The sequence below is a fragment of the Caulobacter sp. GW821-FHT12A07 genome (assembly GCF_058807655.1).
On record NZ_JBXAQX010000001.1, the window covers coordinates 341,582 to 358,397 of the forward strand.

15 protein-coding genes are annotated in these 16,816 nt (G+C 70.3%); 10 read left to right on the forward strand and 5 right to left on the reverse strand.

Annotated elements, in window-relative coordinates; all coding sequences use genetic code 11:
• Positions 1-268: 268 nt before the first annotated feature.
• The 4 genes from AC1RRS_RS01650 (at position 269) to AC1RRS_RS01665 (ending at position 3,620) form a co-directional block, all read left to right on the forward strand.
• Positions 269-1,129, forward strand: coding sequence for a TIGR01459 family HAD-type hydrolase (locus AC1RRS_RS01650; RefSeq protein ID WP_492853668.1), 861 nt, complete (start codon positions 269-271; stop codon positions 1,127-1,129).
• Positions 1,130-1,191: 62 nt separating this feature from the next.
• On the forward strand, positions 1,192-1,611 hold the full coding sequence (locus AC1RRS_RS01655) for a MaoC family dehydratase (protein WP_487288150.1): 420 nt from the start codon (positions 1,192-1,194) through the stop codon (positions 1,609-1,611).
• A gap of 14 nt (positions 1,612-1,625) precedes the next feature.
• Positions 1,626-2,567, forward strand: coding sequence for a bifunctional riboflavin kinase/FAD synthetase (locus AC1RRS_RS01660; RefSeq protein ID WP_487288149.1), 942 nt, complete (start codon positions 1,626-1,628; stop codon positions 2,565-2,567).
• Between the two features lie 69 nt (positions 2,568-2,636).
• A complete protein-coding gene (locus tag AC1RRS_RS01665; RefSeq protein ID WP_492853669.1) occupies positions 2,637-3,620 on the forward strand; it encodes a hypothetical protein in 984 nt (327 codons plus the stop codon).
• On the opposite strand, the gene AC1RRS_RS01670 is transcribed toward AC1RRS_RS01665, so the two are convergent.
• The gene (locus AC1RRS_RS01670; protein WP_110119093.1) at positions 3,617-4,921 is read right to left on the reverse strand and encodes an acyl-CoA dehydrogenase family protein; all 1,305 of its coding nucleotides are present in this window, start codon (positions 4,919-4,921) and stop codon (positions 3,617-3,619) included. The two genes, AC1RRS_RS01665 and AC1RRS_RS01670, sit on opposite strands and share 4 nt — an antisense overlap.
• A 168-nt stretch (positions 4,922-5,089) precedes the next feature.
• On the opposite strand from AC1RRS_RS01670, the gene AC1RRS_RS01675 reads away from it, so the two are divergent.
• The 3 genes from AC1RRS_RS01675 to AC1RRS_RS01685 all read left to right on the forward strand — a co-directional run bounded on the left by AC1RRS_RS01675 (position 5,090) and on the right by AC1RRS_RS01685 (position 8,322).
• A complete protein-coding gene (locus tag AC1RRS_RS01675) occupies positions 5,090-5,680 on the forward strand; it encodes a GNAT family N-acetyltransferase (protein WP_487288147.1) in 591 nt (196 codons plus the stop codon).
• A gap of 144 nt (positions 5,681-5,824) precedes the next feature.
• On the forward strand, positions 5,825-7,042 hold the full coding sequence (locus AC1RRS_RS01680) for a hypothetical protein (RefSeq protein ID WP_492853670.1): 1,218 nt from the start codon (positions 5,825-5,827) through the stop codon (positions 7,040-7,042).
• 83 nt (positions 7,043-7,125) lie between these two features.
• Positions 7,126-8,322, forward strand: a complete 1,197-nt coding sequence (locus tag AC1RRS_RS01685) for a hypothetical protein (RefSeq protein WP_492853671.1) — start codon at positions 7,126-7,128, stop codon at positions 8,320-8,322.
• A 162-nt stretch (positions 8,323-8,484) separates the two neighbouring features.
• Here the strand turns inward: AC1RRS_RS01685 and AC1RRS_RS01690 are convergent, their stop codons facing one another.
• Complete coding sequence (locus AC1RRS_RS01690; RefSeq protein ID WP_492853672.1) at positions 8,485-8,880, reverse strand: VOC family protein; 396 nt, start codon at positions 8,878-8,880, stop codon at positions 8,485-8,487.
• 110 nt (positions 8,881-8,990) lie between these two features.
• On the opposite strand from AC1RRS_RS01690, the gene AC1RRS_RS01695 reads away from it, so the two are divergent.
• A complete protein-coding gene (locus AC1RRS_RS01695; protein ID WP_492853673.1) occupies positions 8,991-10,208 on the forward strand; it encodes a hypothetical protein in 1,218 nt (405 codons plus the stop codon).
• Positions 10,209-10,374: 166 nt separating this feature from the next.
• On the opposite strand, the gene mutL is transcribed toward AC1RRS_RS01695, so the two are convergent.
• Positions 10,375-12,318: a DNA mismatch repair endonuclease MutL gene (mutL, locus tag AC1RRS_RS01700; protein WP_492853674.1), complete on the reverse strand. Its 1,944-nt coding sequence runs from the start codon at positions 12,316-12,318 to the stop codon at positions 10,375-10,377.
• Positions 12,319-12,448: 130 nt separating this feature from the next.
• Here mutL and AC1RRS_RS01705 point away from each other — a divergent pair, with 130 nt between their 5' ends.
• Positions 12,449-13,447 (forward strand): TraB/GumN family protein, encoded by a 999-nt coding sequence (locus tag AC1RRS_RS01705; protein WP_492853675.1) that lies wholly within the window; start codon positions 12,449-12,451, stop codon positions 13,445-13,447.
• Between the two features lie 62 nt (positions 13,448-13,509).
• Positions 13,510-14,454: a TraB/GumN family protein gene (locus tag AC1RRS_RS01710; RefSeq protein WP_492853676.1), complete on the forward strand. Its 945-nt coding sequence runs from the start codon at positions 13,510-13,512 to the stop codon at positions 14,452-14,454.
• An 8-nt stretch (positions 14,455-14,462) separates the two neighbouring features.
• On the opposite strand, the gene AC1RRS_RS01715 is transcribed toward AC1RRS_RS01710, so the two are convergent.
• The gene (locus AC1RRS_RS01715) at positions 14,463-15,542 is read right to left on the reverse strand and encodes a S1C family serine protease (protein WP_487288139.1); all 1,080 of its coding nucleotides are present in this window, start codon (positions 15,540-15,542) and stop codon (positions 14,463-14,465) included.
• 91 nt (positions 15,543-15,633) lie between these two features.
• On the reverse strand, positions 15,634-16,656 hold the full coding sequence (locus AC1RRS_RS01720) for a hypothetical protein (RefSeq protein WP_492853677.1): 1,023 nt from the start codon (positions 16,654-16,656) through the stop codon (positions 15,634-15,636).
• Positions 16,657-16,816 lie beyond the last annotated feature (160 nt).

A 16,816-nucleotide genomic window follows, 5' to 3' on the forward strand; every position in this document is an offset into this window, starting at 1 on the left:
CAGGCTCGGAATTCTTCCGCCGCCCCCTGTCGATGAGAAATAGTCGCCATTTCTTATTGTAAGGTGAATCGCAGATTATTAAATTCCGTAGATAAATTACCTACAATAACGAACAACGTTACTTCCCATTTTGAGAAGAATACCTATCAACAGAAGCTGTTGATATCCTCGTGCGTGATCACCACATGCGAAGCGTGGCCGCGCCCCTCTCCGGCTCGCCGCTCGCCCGCCATTGACGCTCGGACTCTCGCCCGGTACCCGCCCTGCCATGATCGACTTTCCCGCCGGCCTCTCCGCCCTGACCGACCGCTACGACGTGGTGCTCTGCGACGTGTGGGGCGTGATCCACAACGGCGTGCGCAACTTCCCGGAAGCCTGCGACGCCCTGGAGCGCTTCAACCGCGACCACGGCCCGGTGGTGCTGATCTCCAACGCCCCCCGCCCCTCGCCCGACGTGCTGTCGCAGCTGGACGGCCTGAAGGTGCAGCGCGAGGCCTGGAGCGCCTTCGTCACCAGCGGCGACGCCACCCGCTCGCTGCTGACGCCCCAGGCCGGCAAGAAGGTCTGGAAGGTCGGCCCCGACCGCGACGCGCCGCTGTGGGCGGGCCTCGACCTGACGCTGGCCGGCTGCGAGGACGCCGACTTCATCCTGTGCTCGGGCCTCTATGACGACGAGACCGAAGTCCCCGAGGACTATCGCGACCGCCTGAAGGTGGCCGCCGACCGCGGCCTGCTGTTCATCTGCGCCAATCCCGACCGGGTAGTGCAGCGCGGCGACAAGCTGATCTACTGCGCCGGCGCCCTGGCCGACCTCTATGAGGAACTCGGCGGCAAGGTGGTGATGGCCGGCAAGCCGTTCGCGGCGATCTACGACCTGGCCCTGGCGCAGGCCGAGCGCCTGAAGGGCGGCCCGGTGGATCGCTCGCGCGTGCTGTGCATCGGCGACGGCGTCATCACCGACGTGCTGGGCGCCGAGAACCAGAAGCTGGCCTGCCTGTTCATCGCCAAGGGCATCCACGGCGAAAAGGCCCTCGGCCCCGACGGCCTGCTGTCGCCCGAGGCCGTGGCCAAGCTGCTGGCCGCCGAAAGCGTCGGCGCGACCCACGCCATCGCCGATCTGGTCTGGTGAACCCCGCCCGGCGCGCTACAAAGCCCGTCTAAGAGCAATAAGAACGCAGGATCGGGGATCGCATGGGTCTCTTTCTCGAGGACTTGAGCGTCGGCCAGAGCGCCGAACTCAGCCGCACCGTGGGCGAGGCCGACATCCAGGCCTTCGCCGACGTGACCGGCGACACCAACCCCGTCCACCTCGACGCCGACTACGCGGCGAGCACCAGCTTCGGCGAGCGCATCGCCCACGGCATGCTGTCGGCCGGCTACATCTCGGCGGCGCTGGGGACCAGCCTGCCCGGTCCGGGCGCGGTCTATCTGTCGCAATCGCTGAACTTCAAGCGGCCGGTGCGTATCGGCGACACCGTCGTGGTCAAGGTGGCGGTCACCGCCATCGACGAGGCCAAGGGCCGCGTCACCCTCTCCACCACCTGCATCGTCGGCAAGAAGGCCGTGGTCGACGGCGAGGCCGTGGTCCTGGTTCCGAAGAAGGGCGCCTGAGCATGGATCCGCGCGTGCGCCTGAAGATCGTCCACGGCTGGAAGGACGTGTCGCCCGAGGAGAAGGGCGCGGCCGTGGCCCTGGGCAATTTCGACGGCGTCCATCGCGGCCACCAGCAGGTGATCGCCGAGGCCGCCCGCGCCGCGCGCGAGCTGAAGGTCCCGCTGGGCGTGGTCACCTTCGACCCGCACCCCCGGCGCCTGTTCCGCCCCACCGAGCCGGCCTTCCGGCTGATGACGGTCGAGCAGCAGGCCCGCCTGCTCAGCGACCTTGGCGTCGACTTCCTCTACCTGCTGCCGTTCGACTTCGAGATGGCCACCCTGGACGACCGGGCCTTCGCCGAGCGCGTGCTGCACGACGGCCTGGGCATCCGCCACGTGGCCGTCGGCTTCGACATCTCGTTCGGCAAGGGCCGCACCGGCAGCCCCGAGGCCATGAAGGCCTATGGCGAGGAGCTGGGCTTCTCGGTCTCGGTCGCCGAACCCGTGGCCAACCGCGACGGCGAGAAGTTCTCGTCCACCGGCGTGCGCGAGGCCCTGCGCGCCGGCAAGCCCGAGGAAGCCGCCCGGATCCTGGGCCGTCCCTTCGCCATCGAGGGCGTGGTGCGCCGCGGCCAGCAATTGGGCCGCCAGCTGGGCTTTCCCACCGCCAATGTCGAGATCGTCGACTACGTGGTGCCCAAGCTCGGCGTCTACGCCACCCGCACCCGCCTGCCCGACGGCCGGGTGATCCCAGGCGTGGCCAACCTCGGCAACAACCCGACCACCGGCGAGGTCGAGACCCGGCTGGAGACCTGGCTGTTCGACTTCGACGAGGACCTCTACGGCCAGGTCATCGAAACCCAGCTGATCGCCTTCCTGCGCCCCGAACTGAAGTTCGACAGCATCGAGCTGATGATCGACCAGATCCGCTGCGACGAGACCCAGGCCCGAGCGATCGTCGCGCCGACGTTCTGACGGCACGGCGCTTGCCACTCCCGCAGCAAGCACTCTAGATCTCCAAGCTCAACTATGGAGAGCCGCCGCATGCCGAAGACATTTTCCATCGTCGGCCTGCTCGCGGCGCTCGCGGCCGCCACCCCGGCTGCGGCCGGTTGGCTTCCGACCGAGCCGGCCGCATCGTCGACGTCAAAGAATCTGACCTACTGGAACCCCGCCACAATCGCCCGCAACGGCGACATGGTGGAGTTCGAGACCCTGGTCCTCACACCGGGCGAGACCAAGGCCAACAATGGGCGCGCCAACCTCATCGCCGTTCGGCTCGATTGCGGCTGGCGCGCGCAGTCAAACGCCTGGATCGAAAGGCTCCCCGCCACCGGGAATCGCAACCCCAACGCCAAAGCTCCCGCCTGGGACGCTTGGCGCTTCCTTTTCGACGACGACGCCGTAGCGACGATCGCTCGTCAGGCCTGTCGCGGAGAAGCGCCCCAGGGCGGGATGGACATCGCCGCGACGATGGAAGAGGGCGCGCAGCGACTGGGCTACGCCGACGCGGCGGACGCCTTCACGCACCGCCCCAAAGCTCCGCTCCTGATGAACGCCGCCCCAAGAAGCGTCGACACCCCCGTAAAGGCTCAGGGCGCCGGAGCGTCCTACGATCTCATATGGTCGGGGCCGCAGCGCATGGTGCTGACATCGCCCGCCGCCACCTTCGCCGACAAGAAGAACGACAAGGTGAGAGGACGATCCATCTGGACCATGACCTCGACAGTCCCGGAAAATCACGACGACCGCCCCGCCTACGCCTTCCGCGATTTCGAGGCCGACTGCCGCGACAAGACGATTGCGATCCAGACCGTGCGGCGCTGGCCGTTCGAAGCTAGCGACGAAGAACCGGGGCCGGCTCTACAGAAGATCACCGAGCCCGCCGCCCCGGTCTTGGCGGGCGGCCCGACCGAGGCGATCTGGGCCAGCGCCTGCGCGAAGCGGGCGCCGCTCGAAACCATCGGCGACGCCCGACTCCTCGTCGTCAGGATCAAGATGGCTAAAGCGGCCGCTCCTAAGCCCTAGCGGATCCCCGGCACGTGCAGGGCCGCTTCGCGCTCGGCCTTCTGCTTGAAGGCCAGGTCGCCGTACTTCGAATATTCCATCCGCGCGATCGTGCGGCAGTGCACCTCGTCCGGGCCGTCGGCCAGGCGCAGGGTGCGGATGCCGGCATAGAGCTTGGCCAGGCCGAAGTCGGTGGTGACGCCGCCCCCGCCGTGGGCCTGGATGGCGTCATCGATGACCTTGAGCGCGATGCGGGGCGCGGCGACCTTGATCATGGCGATCTCGAGCCGGGCGGCCTTGTTGCCGGCCTTGTCCATCATGTCGGCGGCCTTCAGGCACAGCAGGCGGCACATCTCGATGTCGATGCGGGCCTCGGCGATGCGCTGCTCCCACACCGACTGCTCGGAGATGTACTTGCCGAAGGCCTTCCGGGTCATCAGGCGCTTGACCATCTTCTCCAGCGCCACCTCAGCCGCGCCGATGGTGCGCATGCAGTGGTGGATGCGGCCGGGGCCAAGGCGGCCCTGGGCGATCTCGAAACCGCGCCCTTCGCCCAGGATCAGCCCGTCCTCGACCGGCACGCGGACGTCTTTCAGGATCACCTCGGCGTGGCCGTGCGGCGCGTCATCGAAGCCGAACACCGGCAGCATGCGCACCACCTCGATGCCCGGCGCGTCCAGCGGCACCAGGATCTGGCTCTGCTGCTGGTGGGTGGAGGCGGTCGGATCGGTCTTGCCCATGACGATGGCGACCTTGCAGCGCGGATCGCCCACGCCCGAGGACCACCACTTGCGGCCGTTGATCACGTAGTCGTCGCCGTCGCGCTCGATGCGGGTCTCGATGTTGGTGGCGTCGGAGCTGGCCACCTCCGGTTCGGTCATCAGGAAGGCCGAACGGATCTGGCCGTTCATCAGCGGCCGCAGCCAGCGCTCCTTCTGCGCCAGCGTGCCGTAGCGCATCAGCACTTCCATGTTGCCGGTGTCGGGCGCCGAGCAGTTGAAGACCTCGGAGGCGAAGCCGATCTTGCCCAGCTGTTCGGCGATCAGGCTGTATTCGAGGTTGGTCAGCTGCACGCCCTCGAACTCGAAGGTGTCGTCGACATGCACCTGGCCGCTGTGCGGCGGCATGAAGAAGTTCCACAGGCCGGCGGCCTTGGCCTTGCCCTTCAGCTCTTCCAGCACCTGGACGACCTTCCAGCGCTGGTCGGCGGGAACGTCCATCTCGGCCTCGTAGGTCGGGATCGCCGGCCGCACGTGGTCCTCGATGAAGGCGTTCACCCGGTCGAGGAATTCCCGCTGACGGGGAGAGATGTCGAAGTCCATGGCGTTCCCGATCCCTGGTTCAAACACTTGTTTGAAGATGTTGTAACACCGAGTTTACGGGCGCGGCAAGCGGGCGATGCGGGGCCATTTTGAACGATCCCGCCGCTTCGGCCCCGGATCCTCGCCTGGCGGCTTGTCAGCCGCTCGCTCCTGACGGAAAACACCGCCATGAACCTGACCATCAAGCCCCTCGAAGGCCGCTACGTCCGGCTGGAGCCCATCACCCCCGAACTGCGCGACGAGCTGCGCGGCGCCATCGACTGCGATCCCGAGAGCTGGGAGATCATGTCGGTCAACGGCTGCGGCGAAGGCTTCGAGGACTGGTGGGGCGCGCTGCTGGGCGAGAGCGACCGCGGCGAGCGCGTCGGCTTCGCCATCCGCCGCAAGTCGGACGGCAAGATCGTCGGCACGTCGAGCTATCTGAACATCCGCCGCCTGCACAAGGGCCTGGAGATCGGCTCGACCTTCCTGCACCCCAGCGCCCGCTCGGGCCCGGTGAACCCGGAGTCCAAGCGCCTGCTGCTGGGCCACGCCTTCGACTCCGGCGTCATCCGCGTGGAGTTCAACATCGACGTCCGCAACGCCCGCAGCCAGGCCGCGGTCGAGAAGCTGGGCGCCAGCAAGGAAGGCGTGCTGCGCAGCCACAAGATCACCTGGACCGGCCACGTGCGCGACACGGCCGTGTTCTCGATCACCGATTTCGACTGGCCGGGCGTCAAGCAGCGCCTGGAGTTCCGCCTCAGCGAGGACTTCGTCTGAGCCTGTCGCGGCGGGTCGTCGTCAGGTAGAGCTTCCGGCGATCGCGACAACCTGCCGCAGCTATACCTGGGTGAAATAAGAAAAACCGACGTTATCCTTGCTTTGTAAGGATTTCGCCAAGCATTGGCCGTCAGATTGCCGATCATGACGGCCATTGCCTGCCTGCGTATCCTGCTCACCGCCGCGGAGACGGCGGGCGCCAGCGTTCCTCCTGCTCAGGTAGAGGTCGCGGCCGACCTTTATCTCAAGCATCGCTGGAAGGCCCCGCGCCGCTACGGCGTCGTCGCGCCCCTGGCCTTCGTGCTGGCCGACACCAAGGCCGAGCAGCTTGATCCCACCGAGATGCAGGCCCTGGCCATCGAGCTGGAGACTTCGCTGTTCCCCGGCCGCAAGAGCGGTCAGGTCTGCCTGATGACTTTCGAGGGCGACGAGAACGCCGTGCTGCAGTTCGCCAGCCTGTCGCAAGGCGAACTGGCGGGCCTGATGGCCGGCCGCGGCTATTCCGGCGCCCCGGGCCACGTGCAGGTGATCACCGCCGAGGAAATCCGCGCGGTGCCCAGCGCTCCGGCCGCCGCGCCCGAGCCGGCGCCCGCCCCCACGAAAGCCGCCGCCAAGCCGGCCGCCCCGATCCGCCCCATCGCCGCCGTCGCACCGCCCAAGGCCGCCGCGCCGCTGACCACCGGCTGGAGCGCCATCTACCACCTGCCCGGCGAGACCGTGGTTGGCGCCCTGCTGGGCCACAAGGCCGATCTCGCCGCGCCGCGTCCGACCGAAGATTCCGACCTGCTGGCCCGCGACCTCACCGGCCTCAACGACGCCCAGTTCGGCTTCCCGACGGTCAAGAATGGCGACGGCGCGCTGTTCCTGCCGCTCAGCTTCTGGAACCTGACTACCCCGGCCTCGCAGGAGGCCTACAAGCGCCGGCTGTCGCGCTTCCCGCTCGACCTGCAGCCGCGCCTGGGGGCCAGCGTCTACGACACCCCGCGCGAGCCCTCGATGGGCCTGCTGCAGCAGATCCGCGGCTTCCTGCAGGGCTCGTTCGCCTTCATCGACCTCTGCATCTCCGATCCGAACTTCCCGGTGAACACCCTGCCGGGCGACATCGCCTCCAGCATCTCGCTGGAACTGGGCGACGAGTCTGACGCCGAGCGGATCAAGGCCATCGCCCTCTTCGCCTCGCGCCAGTCGATCTATCGCGGCAAGGGCGTGCGCCAGGCGGTGCTGGGCGTGCGCAGCGCCAAGGAGCTGGACGCCTGCCGGGCCGCCGGTCTGCGCTTCGCCGCCGGCCCCGCCGTCAGCGCCCTGCTCGACAAGCCGCCGGCCCTGGGCGCGACCCAGGAACTGCCGCTCCGGGCCGCCTGAAGACTTCAGAAACCGGCGTTCGCGACGCTGGGTCGCAGCTGACCTATAACGCGTGATAACCTCGTTCGCGCAACCTGCGCGTCATGACCGCCATCGCCTGCCTGAAGGTCTTCGTCGGGGACGATCCCGCCGAGACCGAGCGTAACGCCGCCCTCGTGGCCAAGGTCGCCGCCGAGCACCTGAAGACCGCCTGGACGGCGCCGCGCCGCCATGGGCTGGTGGCCCCGTTCTCGTTCGTGCTGGCCGACCCGCGCGCCACGCGGCTGGACGCCCGCGAACTCCAGGCCCTGGCCCGCGCTCTCCAGCACCGCCTGTTCGGCGACGACGACGCCGGCGAGATCGTCATGCTGATGTTCGAGGGCGACCAGCACGAAGTCATGCGCTTCGCCGGCCTTCCCGCCCGCCAGCTCACCCTGCTGCTGTCCGGCGAGGAGGACGCCTCCCTGGCCGGCCGCGTCTGCCGCATCACCCCGCGCGAGGTGCGCTCGGTCATGCCGATGGGCGGCCCGATCACCGGCGTGCCGACCATGGAGGCCCTGGCCCGCCTGTGCCCGCGCCCGCTGCCGGCCCGGGTCGCCTGGCGCGGCGTCTATCACACCGGCCGCCAGCTCTTCGTCGGCAACGTCGCCGTCTGGCGCGAGGCGGGCCATGCCGGCGTCGCCTACGAAACCTATGTCGACGGCCAGCGCGCCCTGCACGACATGGCGATCCTCAAGGGCGCGATCGCCGCCCTCGGCCCCAACACCGGCGTCGCCTACGTGCCGATCGGCTTTTCCTCGGTGCTCAAGCCGGGCCTGCGGGCCGAGCTGGAGAGCCGCCTGCGCGCCCTGCCCGGCGACCTGCGCGGACGACTGGCGGCGGGGGTCTACGGCGTGCCCCGCGCCCCGTCCCTGGCCGCCCTGCGCCAGCTCAAGGCGTTCCTTGATCCCTATTTCAGCCGGCTGGACCTGCGGGTCAGCGACCCGGCCTTCCAGGTCGAGGACCTGCCCCCGACCCTGGCCGCCAGCATCACCTTCACCCCCGAGGGCGACACCGAGGCCAACCGCCTGGCCGCCATCGCCCGCTTCCTCAAGGACGGCCCGCTCTATCGCCGCCGTCAGGTCTGGCAAGGCGTCAGCGACCTGCGCGGCCCCCGCGAACTGGCCGCCGCCCTGGACCAGGGCGCCTCGTTCGTCAGCGGCGGCATGGTCACCGAGCTGCTGGAAGCCCCGACCACCGTCGCGCCCTATCCGCGCGGCCAGCTGCCGCTCTACGGCTGGACCGCCGAGGCGGCCGCTTAGGGCCAATCGACATTCACGACCTGGGCTAATTTTTCTCCGAGCATCCCCGCGAAGGCGGGGATCCAAGCCGAGTTCGAAGTCAGTCCACGGCCGCGCCTCACCCCGAGAGTCAGCTTGGATCCCCGCCTTCGCGGGGAAGGACGGATTTGGGGGCGGCACCCTTCAGAACGTGAACACCACGCTGTCCGCCGAACGGCGGGCCGGGCCGTGGAACACCGCCTCGATGTTGTTGCCGTCCGGATCCCACAGGAAGGCGGCGTAGTAGCCGGGATGGTAGGGCCGCTCGCCCGGGCCGCCGTTGTCGCGCCCGCCGGCCGCGAGGCCCGCCGCGTGAAAGCGCCGCACGGCCTCCTGGTCGCCGGCCTGGAAGGCGAGATGCACGTGGGTGGCCGGCTCGCCGGCGTCGATCCACAACTCGTCGGCCGACAGGTGATCCTCGGCGTCGTCGAAAGGAACGCCCAGCGCCTCCAGCACCGCCTGGTAGAAGCGTTTGGTCGCCTCCAGGTCCCTGGCGCGCAGGTGGACGTGGTCGATCAGCCGGCCGCGATGGATCTGCATGACGATCTCCTCCCCCGCCACAACGCGTCGGCAAGATCGAGGTTCGTGCGACGTCTGGCCGCAACCGCATAGGCGCCTGTCGGTAACCACCGCGCGCGAAGGTTGCTCCCATGACCGCCGTAGCGTGCTTGAAGATCTTCGTCGGCGACGAACTCCGGTTCGCGGACAACGACGCCATGGCCGCCCTCGTGGCCAAGGTGGCCGGGGCCTATCTGGAAACCACCTGGCTGCATCCGCGCCGCTATGGCCTGGTGGCGCCGTTCACCTTCGTCCTGGCCGATCCCCGCGCCACGCGGCTCGACGCCCGCGAACTGCAGGCCATGGCCCGCGACATGCAGCGCAAGCTGTTCGGCGTCGAGGGCGACGGCGAGGTCAGCCTGCTGCTGGTCGAGGGCGACCAGACCGAGGTCATGCGCTTCGGCGGCATGTCGCTGGCGGCCGTGCGGGCCCTGATGGTCGATGGAGCCTATCCCGAGGGCCTGGGCCGGGTCTGCAAGGTCACGCCCGACGGCGTGGTCTCCCTGGCCCCGCCCGGCGGACCGGTGGCCGGCGAGCCGCCGATGGAAGCCCTGCCCAAGATCGTCTCGCGCCCCGAACCGACCGGCCCGCTGGGCTTCCGCGGCGTCTATCACCTGCAACGCGAACTGTTCGTCGGCAGCGTCGTCGTGCACGCCCTCGTCGAGCGCCGCGCCTTCGACCAGGACGTCCACGCCGAGGCCGAGGACGCCGACGCGGCGGCCCTGGCCGCGCTGCCCGGCCTGCTGAAGGCCGACGAGGCCGGCGTGATCTTCGTGCCGATCTGCTTCTCCAGCCTGGTCAAGCCGAGCGGCCGCAACCTTCTGACCGTTGGCCTCTCGGCCCTGCCGGCCTCGGCGCGCGGCCGCCTGGCGGCCGGCATCTACGACACCCCGCGCGCGCCGTCGTTCTCGGCGCTGTCGCAGATCAAGTCGTTCCTGGCGCCCTATTTCTCGCGGCTGGACCTGCGGGTGCGCGATCCGGCCTTCCGGGTCGAGGACCTGCCGCCCGACTTCGCCAGCAGCGTCACCCTCGACCTGCCCGACGCGGCGGAGGGCGAACGGCTGGCGGCCATCGACCGCTTCATGCGCGAGGGGCCGACCTATCGCCGCAAGCGCATCTGGCAGGGCGTCACCGGCGTCTCGCGCCGCCGCGAACTGCTGGCCTGCGTCGACCACGAGGTGCCGTTCGTCACCGGCCCCGAGGTCACCGACCTGCTGCACGCCCCCGCCACCGTCTCGCCCTTCGCCCGGCCGATGCTGCCCCTGCACGACTGGCACGACGTGCAGTCGCTGGATCCGCACATGGCTTAGATCCCTCTCCCCCTGCGGGAGAGGGTGGCCTCCGAAGGAGGTCGGGTGAGGGGTCTCTCAGAACTCGAAACCGCGCAAAGCGGTCAGGCCGGGTGGAGCGTCTCATGTCTGAGAGACCCCTCATCCGGCGCTTTGCGCCACCTTCTCCCGCAAGGGGAGAAGGAAATCAGCGTCGCCCGAACAGCTTCTCGATGTCCGAGAGCTTCAGCTCCACATAGGTCGGGCGGCCGTGGTTGCACTGGCCGGAGTGGGGCGTGGCTTCCATCTCGCGCAGCAGGGCGTTCATCTCGGCGGCGTTGAGGCGGCGGCCGGCGCGGACGCTGCCGTGGCAGGCCATGGTCGAGCAGACCTCCTCCAGGCGCTCCTTCAGGGCCAGGGCCTGGCCGTTCTCGGCCAGATCATCGGCGATGTCGCGCACCAGGCCGGCCGCGTCGGCCTTGCCCAGCAGGGCCGGCGTCTCGCGCACCAGCACCGCGCCGGGACCGAAGCTTTCCAGGACCAGGCCGAGCGAAGACAGCTCCTCGGCCCGCGCCACGACCCGCTCGGCCTCGGCCGGATCCAGCTCGACCACCTCGGGCAGCAGCAGGGTCTGGCGGGCGACGCCGCCGGCCTCCATCTCGTGCTTCATCCGCTCGTAGACCAGGCGCTCGTGGGCCGCGTGCTGGTCGACGATGACGACGCCGTCGCGGGTCTGGGCGACGATATAGGTCTCGTGCACCTGGGCCCGGGCCGCGCCCAGCGGGAAGTCGATCGGGTCGAACGGCTGGCTCGGAACGTAGTCCTGCCCGGGATAGGCCACCGACGGCGGCGCGTCGTAGCCGCCATAGGCCGCCTCGCGCACGGCCTCGGCGACGCCGCCCCCGGCAAATCCACCACCGAGCGTCTGATAGGCCTCCTCCGGCCGCGCCTCGTGGCGGGCCGAGACGTCCGACAGCCCCGGCAGGTCCATCGGCCTTTGGGTCGGCGGCGTCCAGCCGCCCTCGCGCCAGGCCGAGAAGCCGGCCGGTGACGGCCCCGGCTGGTATCCGGGGTACACGTTCTGCGCGCGGATGCTGTCCAGCGCCTGGGCGGCCGTGGTGGTCGAGGCGCGGTGGCCGGCGCCGGCCAGGGCGTGGCGCAGGGCCCCGACGATCAGGCCTCGCACCAGGGCCGGATCGCGGAAGCGCACCTCCGCTTTCGCGGGGTGCACGTTGACATCCACCTCCGAGGTGTCGAGCGTGACGTACAGCGCCGCGCTGGGGTGGCGATCCCTCGCGAGAAAGTCGGCATAGGCTGCCCGCAGCGCGCCTTGCAGCAGCCGGTCGCGCACCGGCCGGCCGTTGACGAACAGGTACTGGTGGGCGGCGTTGCCGCGGTTGTAGGTCGGCAGCCCCGCGAACCCCGACAGCCGCACGCCGTCGCGGGTCTGGTCGATCTCCAGCGCATTGTCCTGGAAGTCGCGGCCCAGCACGGCGGCCAGGCGCGCCAGGCGCCCTTGCGGCCCCGGATGCTCGGGCGGCAGGCGCAGGATGCGGCGACCGTCGATGTCGAGGCTGAAGCCCACCGACTCGTGGGCCATGGCCTGGCGCTTGAGTTCCTCGGTGATCGCCTGGGCCTCGGCCCGCTCGGACTTCATGAACTTCAGTCGCGCCGGCGTGGCGTAGAACAGGTCGCGCACCTCGATCCGGGTGCCGTTGTCGCCGGCGAAGGCGGCCGGAGCCACGTCGTCCACCCGGCCGCCCTCGACCAGGATCGACCAGGCCTCGCGCTGGCCCTTGGCGCGCGAGCTGATCTGCAGCCGCGCCACCGAGCCGATCGACGGCAGGGCCTCGCCCCGGAAGCCCATGGTGTGGATGCGCAGCAGGTCCCACAGGCCCTCGTCGTCGGGAGCCAGCTTGGAGGTGGCGTGGCGCTCGATGGCGACGGGCAGTTCCTCGGCGCTCATGCCGCAACCGTCGTCGGCGACCAGGATCCGGGTCAGGCCGCCGCCATGGGCCTCCACCTCGATGCGGGTGGCGCCGGCGTCGATGGCGTTGTCGACCAGCTCCTTGATGGCGCTCGCGGGCCGCTCGACCACCTCGCCGGCGGCGATGCGGTTGACGGTCTCGGGCGGCAGGCGGCGGATCGGCATGGAACGGACTTTCGGCGCAGGACGGGCCTGCATTGCGGCGACTTAATTTGACCGCCTCGGTTGAGAACGGTTCAGCTTGCGACGAACCGCCATTCTAGAACGATTCCGAACAAGCCGAGGACGAGAGATAGTGATCCATCGCGTCGCCGCAGCCCCCGCCCTCGCGGCTTTCCTCCTGGCGCTCGCCGCCGGTCCCGCCCTGGCGCAGCAGGCGGTCGACGCCTCCGGGCCGATCGCGCTGCAAAGGGTCGATCCCAACGAGAACCTGGTCGAGGAACTGATCGTCAACGCCCGCCTGCCCGGGCCGGCCTGGTGGAAGGTCAGCGACGCCGACACCACCGTCTACGTGCTGGGCGTTCCTGCCATGGTCCCCACCGACACCAAGGCCGAAGAGTCGGTGCTGCGCCGGCGGCTGGACGGCGCCAACGTGCTGATCATGGGCCAGGAGGCCGATATCAGCGTCGTACGCCTGATCTCCCTGGCCATGGGCGGCCGCAAGCAGTTCGTCTCCGAACAGCCGATGCGCCAGACCCTGCCGCCGGACCTGCGCCAACGCCTGGAGGCGCGACTGAAGGCGATGAAGCAGAAGCCGGACTCGATGGACGACACAAAGCCCGCCTTCGCCGGCTTCCTGGTCGCCAACAACCAGGAGGGCAGCGTCTCGATCAGCGTCGGCGGCGTCACCGATCGCATCCGCGACATCGCCAGAAGCAAGGACATCGCCAAGCGTCCCCGCATCCAGAACCTTTCGAACTACAGCCTCGCCGACGCCATCAAGGCCCTGGCGACCGCGCCGCAGCCCCTCCAGCTGCTGTGCCTGGACGCGGGTCTGCGCCAGGCCGAGAGCGGCGAAGGCGGGATCAAGGTCACCACCCGGCGCTGGGCCGAGGGCCAGGTGCGCGACGTGGTCGCGGCCGATCGCGGCTTCCAGCGCTGCCTGGACTCGACCCCGTCGATCGCCCGCGAACTGCGCGACGGCCGCGACGACGCCGTGAAAGCGATCGAGGCGGCCCTGAAAAAGCCGGGCAAGGCCGTCGCCGTCATCGAACTGCGTTCGCTTCTGGCCCAGGATGGGGTGCTCGACCAGCTGCGGGCCAAGGGCCTGAAGGTCTCCACGCCGGACGAGTGACGCCCGACAAGTGACACGGGGCGAGTGACACGAGGCCAAGCGCGCCAGAAGGGGGAAACATCTTGCGGAAACTGACCCTGATCCTGGCCGCCCTGACGGCTCTGGCGGCGGCCTCCGGCGCATGCGCCCAGGTCATCGACGACCCCGAGGCCAATGTCGTCGAGTCCCTGGTGGTCCAGGCCAAGCTGCCCGGCCCGGCCTGGTGGAAGGTCAGCGACGGCGACACGACGATCTACGTGCTGGGCATCCCCGGCAGCGTGCCCCAACGCCTGGACTGGGACACCTCGGTGCTCGACCGGCGGCTGGACGGCGCCTTCGTCCTGCTGACCCCGGCGGTGAACCGCACCCAGCTGGCGGACCTGCCCATCTTCCTCGGGACGCGCCGCCGGTTGAAGGACGGCTCGTCCCTGACGCAGGTGGCCCCGGATCTGGCGGCCCGTCTCGACCGGGCCTGGAACAGGACCCACGCCAGCGGCGACTGGCGTGACTGGAAGCCGCTGGGGGCGGGGCTGATGCTGTCGGCCGCCGCCCGCAACGACGCCAGGCTGACGACCAGTCAGCCGGACCGCACGATCAATCGCCTGGCCCGCAAGCACAGGGTTCCGATGCGGCCGGCGGCGATCTACGAGGCCACGCCGCTGCTCGAAGCCGTGGTCGCCCAGCATTCCGACGCCGCGGGCCTGGCCTGTCTGGAAGGCGTGCTGGACGAGGTCGAGGCCGGCCCCGAGCCCATACGCCGCGCCGCCCGCGCCTGGGCCGAGGGCGACGTGCGCGGCGCGCTCGCGGTCCCGCGCCAGGGCGAGCGCTGCGCCATGGTTCTGCCGGGCGTCGCCGACCGGCTGCGCAAGAGCTCGGCTGCCCAGGTCGAGGCGATCAGCCAGGCCATGGACACGCCCGGCAAGGCGGTGGCGATCTTCTCGCTGCGCAGCTTGGTGGCCCAGGGCGGCGTGCTCGACACCCTGCGGGCGCGCGGCTTCAAGGTGACGACGCCGGAGAGCGCGAACTAGCCGCCCCCTTAGCCGCCCCTGCGCCGCAGCCTCGGCGTGATCGTCGTGGTCATCAGCCGGCCCTCGCGGATCAGCACGAAGGGCGTCGGCACGTCGATGCAGGCGTGGTCGAGCACCCGCAGCATGTCGTCTAGGCCGGTCAAAGGGCGTTCGCCGGCCTTGATCAGCAGGTCGCCGGCCCGCACCCCGGCCTTGGCGGCGGGGCCGCCCGGGTCGGCCTGGGCGACGAACACCGCATAGCCCTGGGTGACGCCGGTGGAGCGGGCCAGCAGCGGCGGCACCGGGGCCTGTTGGGCGACGACGCCGATCGAGGCCCGCCGCACCTGGCCGTGGGCCAGCAGCTCGCCGATCACGAAGCGGGCGGTGTTGGCGGCCACGGCGAAGCACAGGCCCGGGTAGCCGACGATGACGGCGGTCGCCACGCCGATCACCTCGCCGTTGGAGGCCACCAGCGGCCCGCCGCTGTTGCCGGGATTGAGGGCGGCGTCGGTCTGGATCAGGTCCTCGATCAGCCGCCCGCGCTCGCCGCGCAGGCTGCGGCCGAGCGCCGAGACCACCCCGGTGGTCACCGTCGCCTCGAAGCCGAGCGGCGCGCCGATGGCGATGACCAGCTGGCCGCGCCGCAGGGCCTTGGAATCGCCCAGCCGCACCGGCGGCAGATCGACGGGCTGGTCGATCTTCAGCAGGGCCAGGTCGGTGTCGGGATCATCGCCGATGCAGCGCGCCGTCAGGCTGCGGCCGTCGGCGGTGATGACCACGAAGCGGCGCGCGCCCTGCACCACGTGGCTGTTGGTCAGCAGCACCCCGCCCTCGGCCACGGCGAAGCCCGAGCCCACGCCCTGCAGGTTGGGGTCGTCGAGCATCGGGTGGATGCGCACCACGCTGGGGCCGACCGTCTCGACGGCCCGGACCACGGCGTTGGAATAGGCGTCCAGCAGGTCGCCCTCGTCGGCCCGGGCCGGACGCGCCGGCGGCGTCCCCGCGTCGAACACGAACTGGGCCTCGGCCGGATAGGCCAGGATCTCCCGCGCCCGGCTGGGGCGCGGGCGCCTGGCCCTCGCGAACAGTTCGTACTTTCTCGCCTTCATCCCCGCCCCCCGCCCCCGTCCCCTGGGGCCTGCGCCGGGGGAAAGGTTAACGATGACGGCGTTCGGCGATCAAGCCTTCTTCACGCCGGGCTCAGCGCGAGCCTTCGGCCAGCACCGCCGGCGAGACGCTGGCGACCGGGATCACGAAGCCCTGCGGACGCGGCGGCGGCGAAGGCGCGGCGGCCGGCGCGACCGCTCCGGCGCCCGCCGCGTCGTTGACGCACTGGGCCGTGTCGATCAGCGCGTGCTGGCCCAGGCAGAAGACGTCCTCGTAGTGCGGACCGGCGACGGCCAGGCACTGGTAGAGGTTCAGCTTGGCGATCTTCATGCAGAAGTTGGCCTTCTTCTCGCTGAGCACCGGGGCCAGACGGGCCACGTCGGCGTCGCCGGCGGCGTCGAGCACGGCCAGGGCCGCCAGGGCCGCCGAGCGCACCGTCACCGGGGTGAACACCCGCCCGCCCTCGGCGAAGCCGCCGCCGCCCGCGCCGGTCGCGGCCTGGATCAGCCGGCCTGCGTCGTCCCGGCCAGGGGTGAACACCGTGGCCGACAGCTGCTTGACCCGCGCCAGGCGGCCGGCGTTGTCGGCGACCGCGCCCTTGGACCAGGTCTGGCGCTGGATGTCGTAGGCCGACTGCTTGACCGAGCGGCCGGCGACGGCCAGGGGCGCGCCCCGGCCTTGCAGGGCGGTCTGGGCCCGGGCGGCGGCCAGGCCGACGCCCTCGATCTCGACGACGCTCTCGGGCGAGGCCAGCAGGCGCTCGACCAGGGCTTCGCGCGAGGTCTCGCGGGCCGCGCGGCGCACGCCTTCCAGGAAGGTCGGCTCCTGCAGGGCGGCGATGGCGCCGTAGGCGATCATGCCGGCCTCGAACTGCTCGGCCTTGTAGGCCGCGCCGGCCTTCAGGGCCCCGGCGACGCCTTCGCCGTCGGTGAAGGCCGCGGGCGAGATCGCGCCGGCGCCGCGGGTATAGGTCTCGAAGGCGCTGGCCGCGGCCACCACGTCCTGGGCCAGGCTGACGCCCGGCGCTTCACGCTCCTGGCGCGCTGTCGCCAGCCCACCCACGGCCAGGGCGACAACCGCCGCGCCAGCCACCATCCAATGCTTGTTCCACGCCATGCCCAAAGGCCTCCCGACTTCGAGGGCATTGGGCGGCCGGCGCGGTTGACGACATCGTAATCGGCGTGGTGAATCACCCTTTAACCGACATGTATTCGATCAGTTTTCGTGCGCATAATGTCGCACCTGAACGGCGAAGTTTTCAGTAAGTCAGAGACAC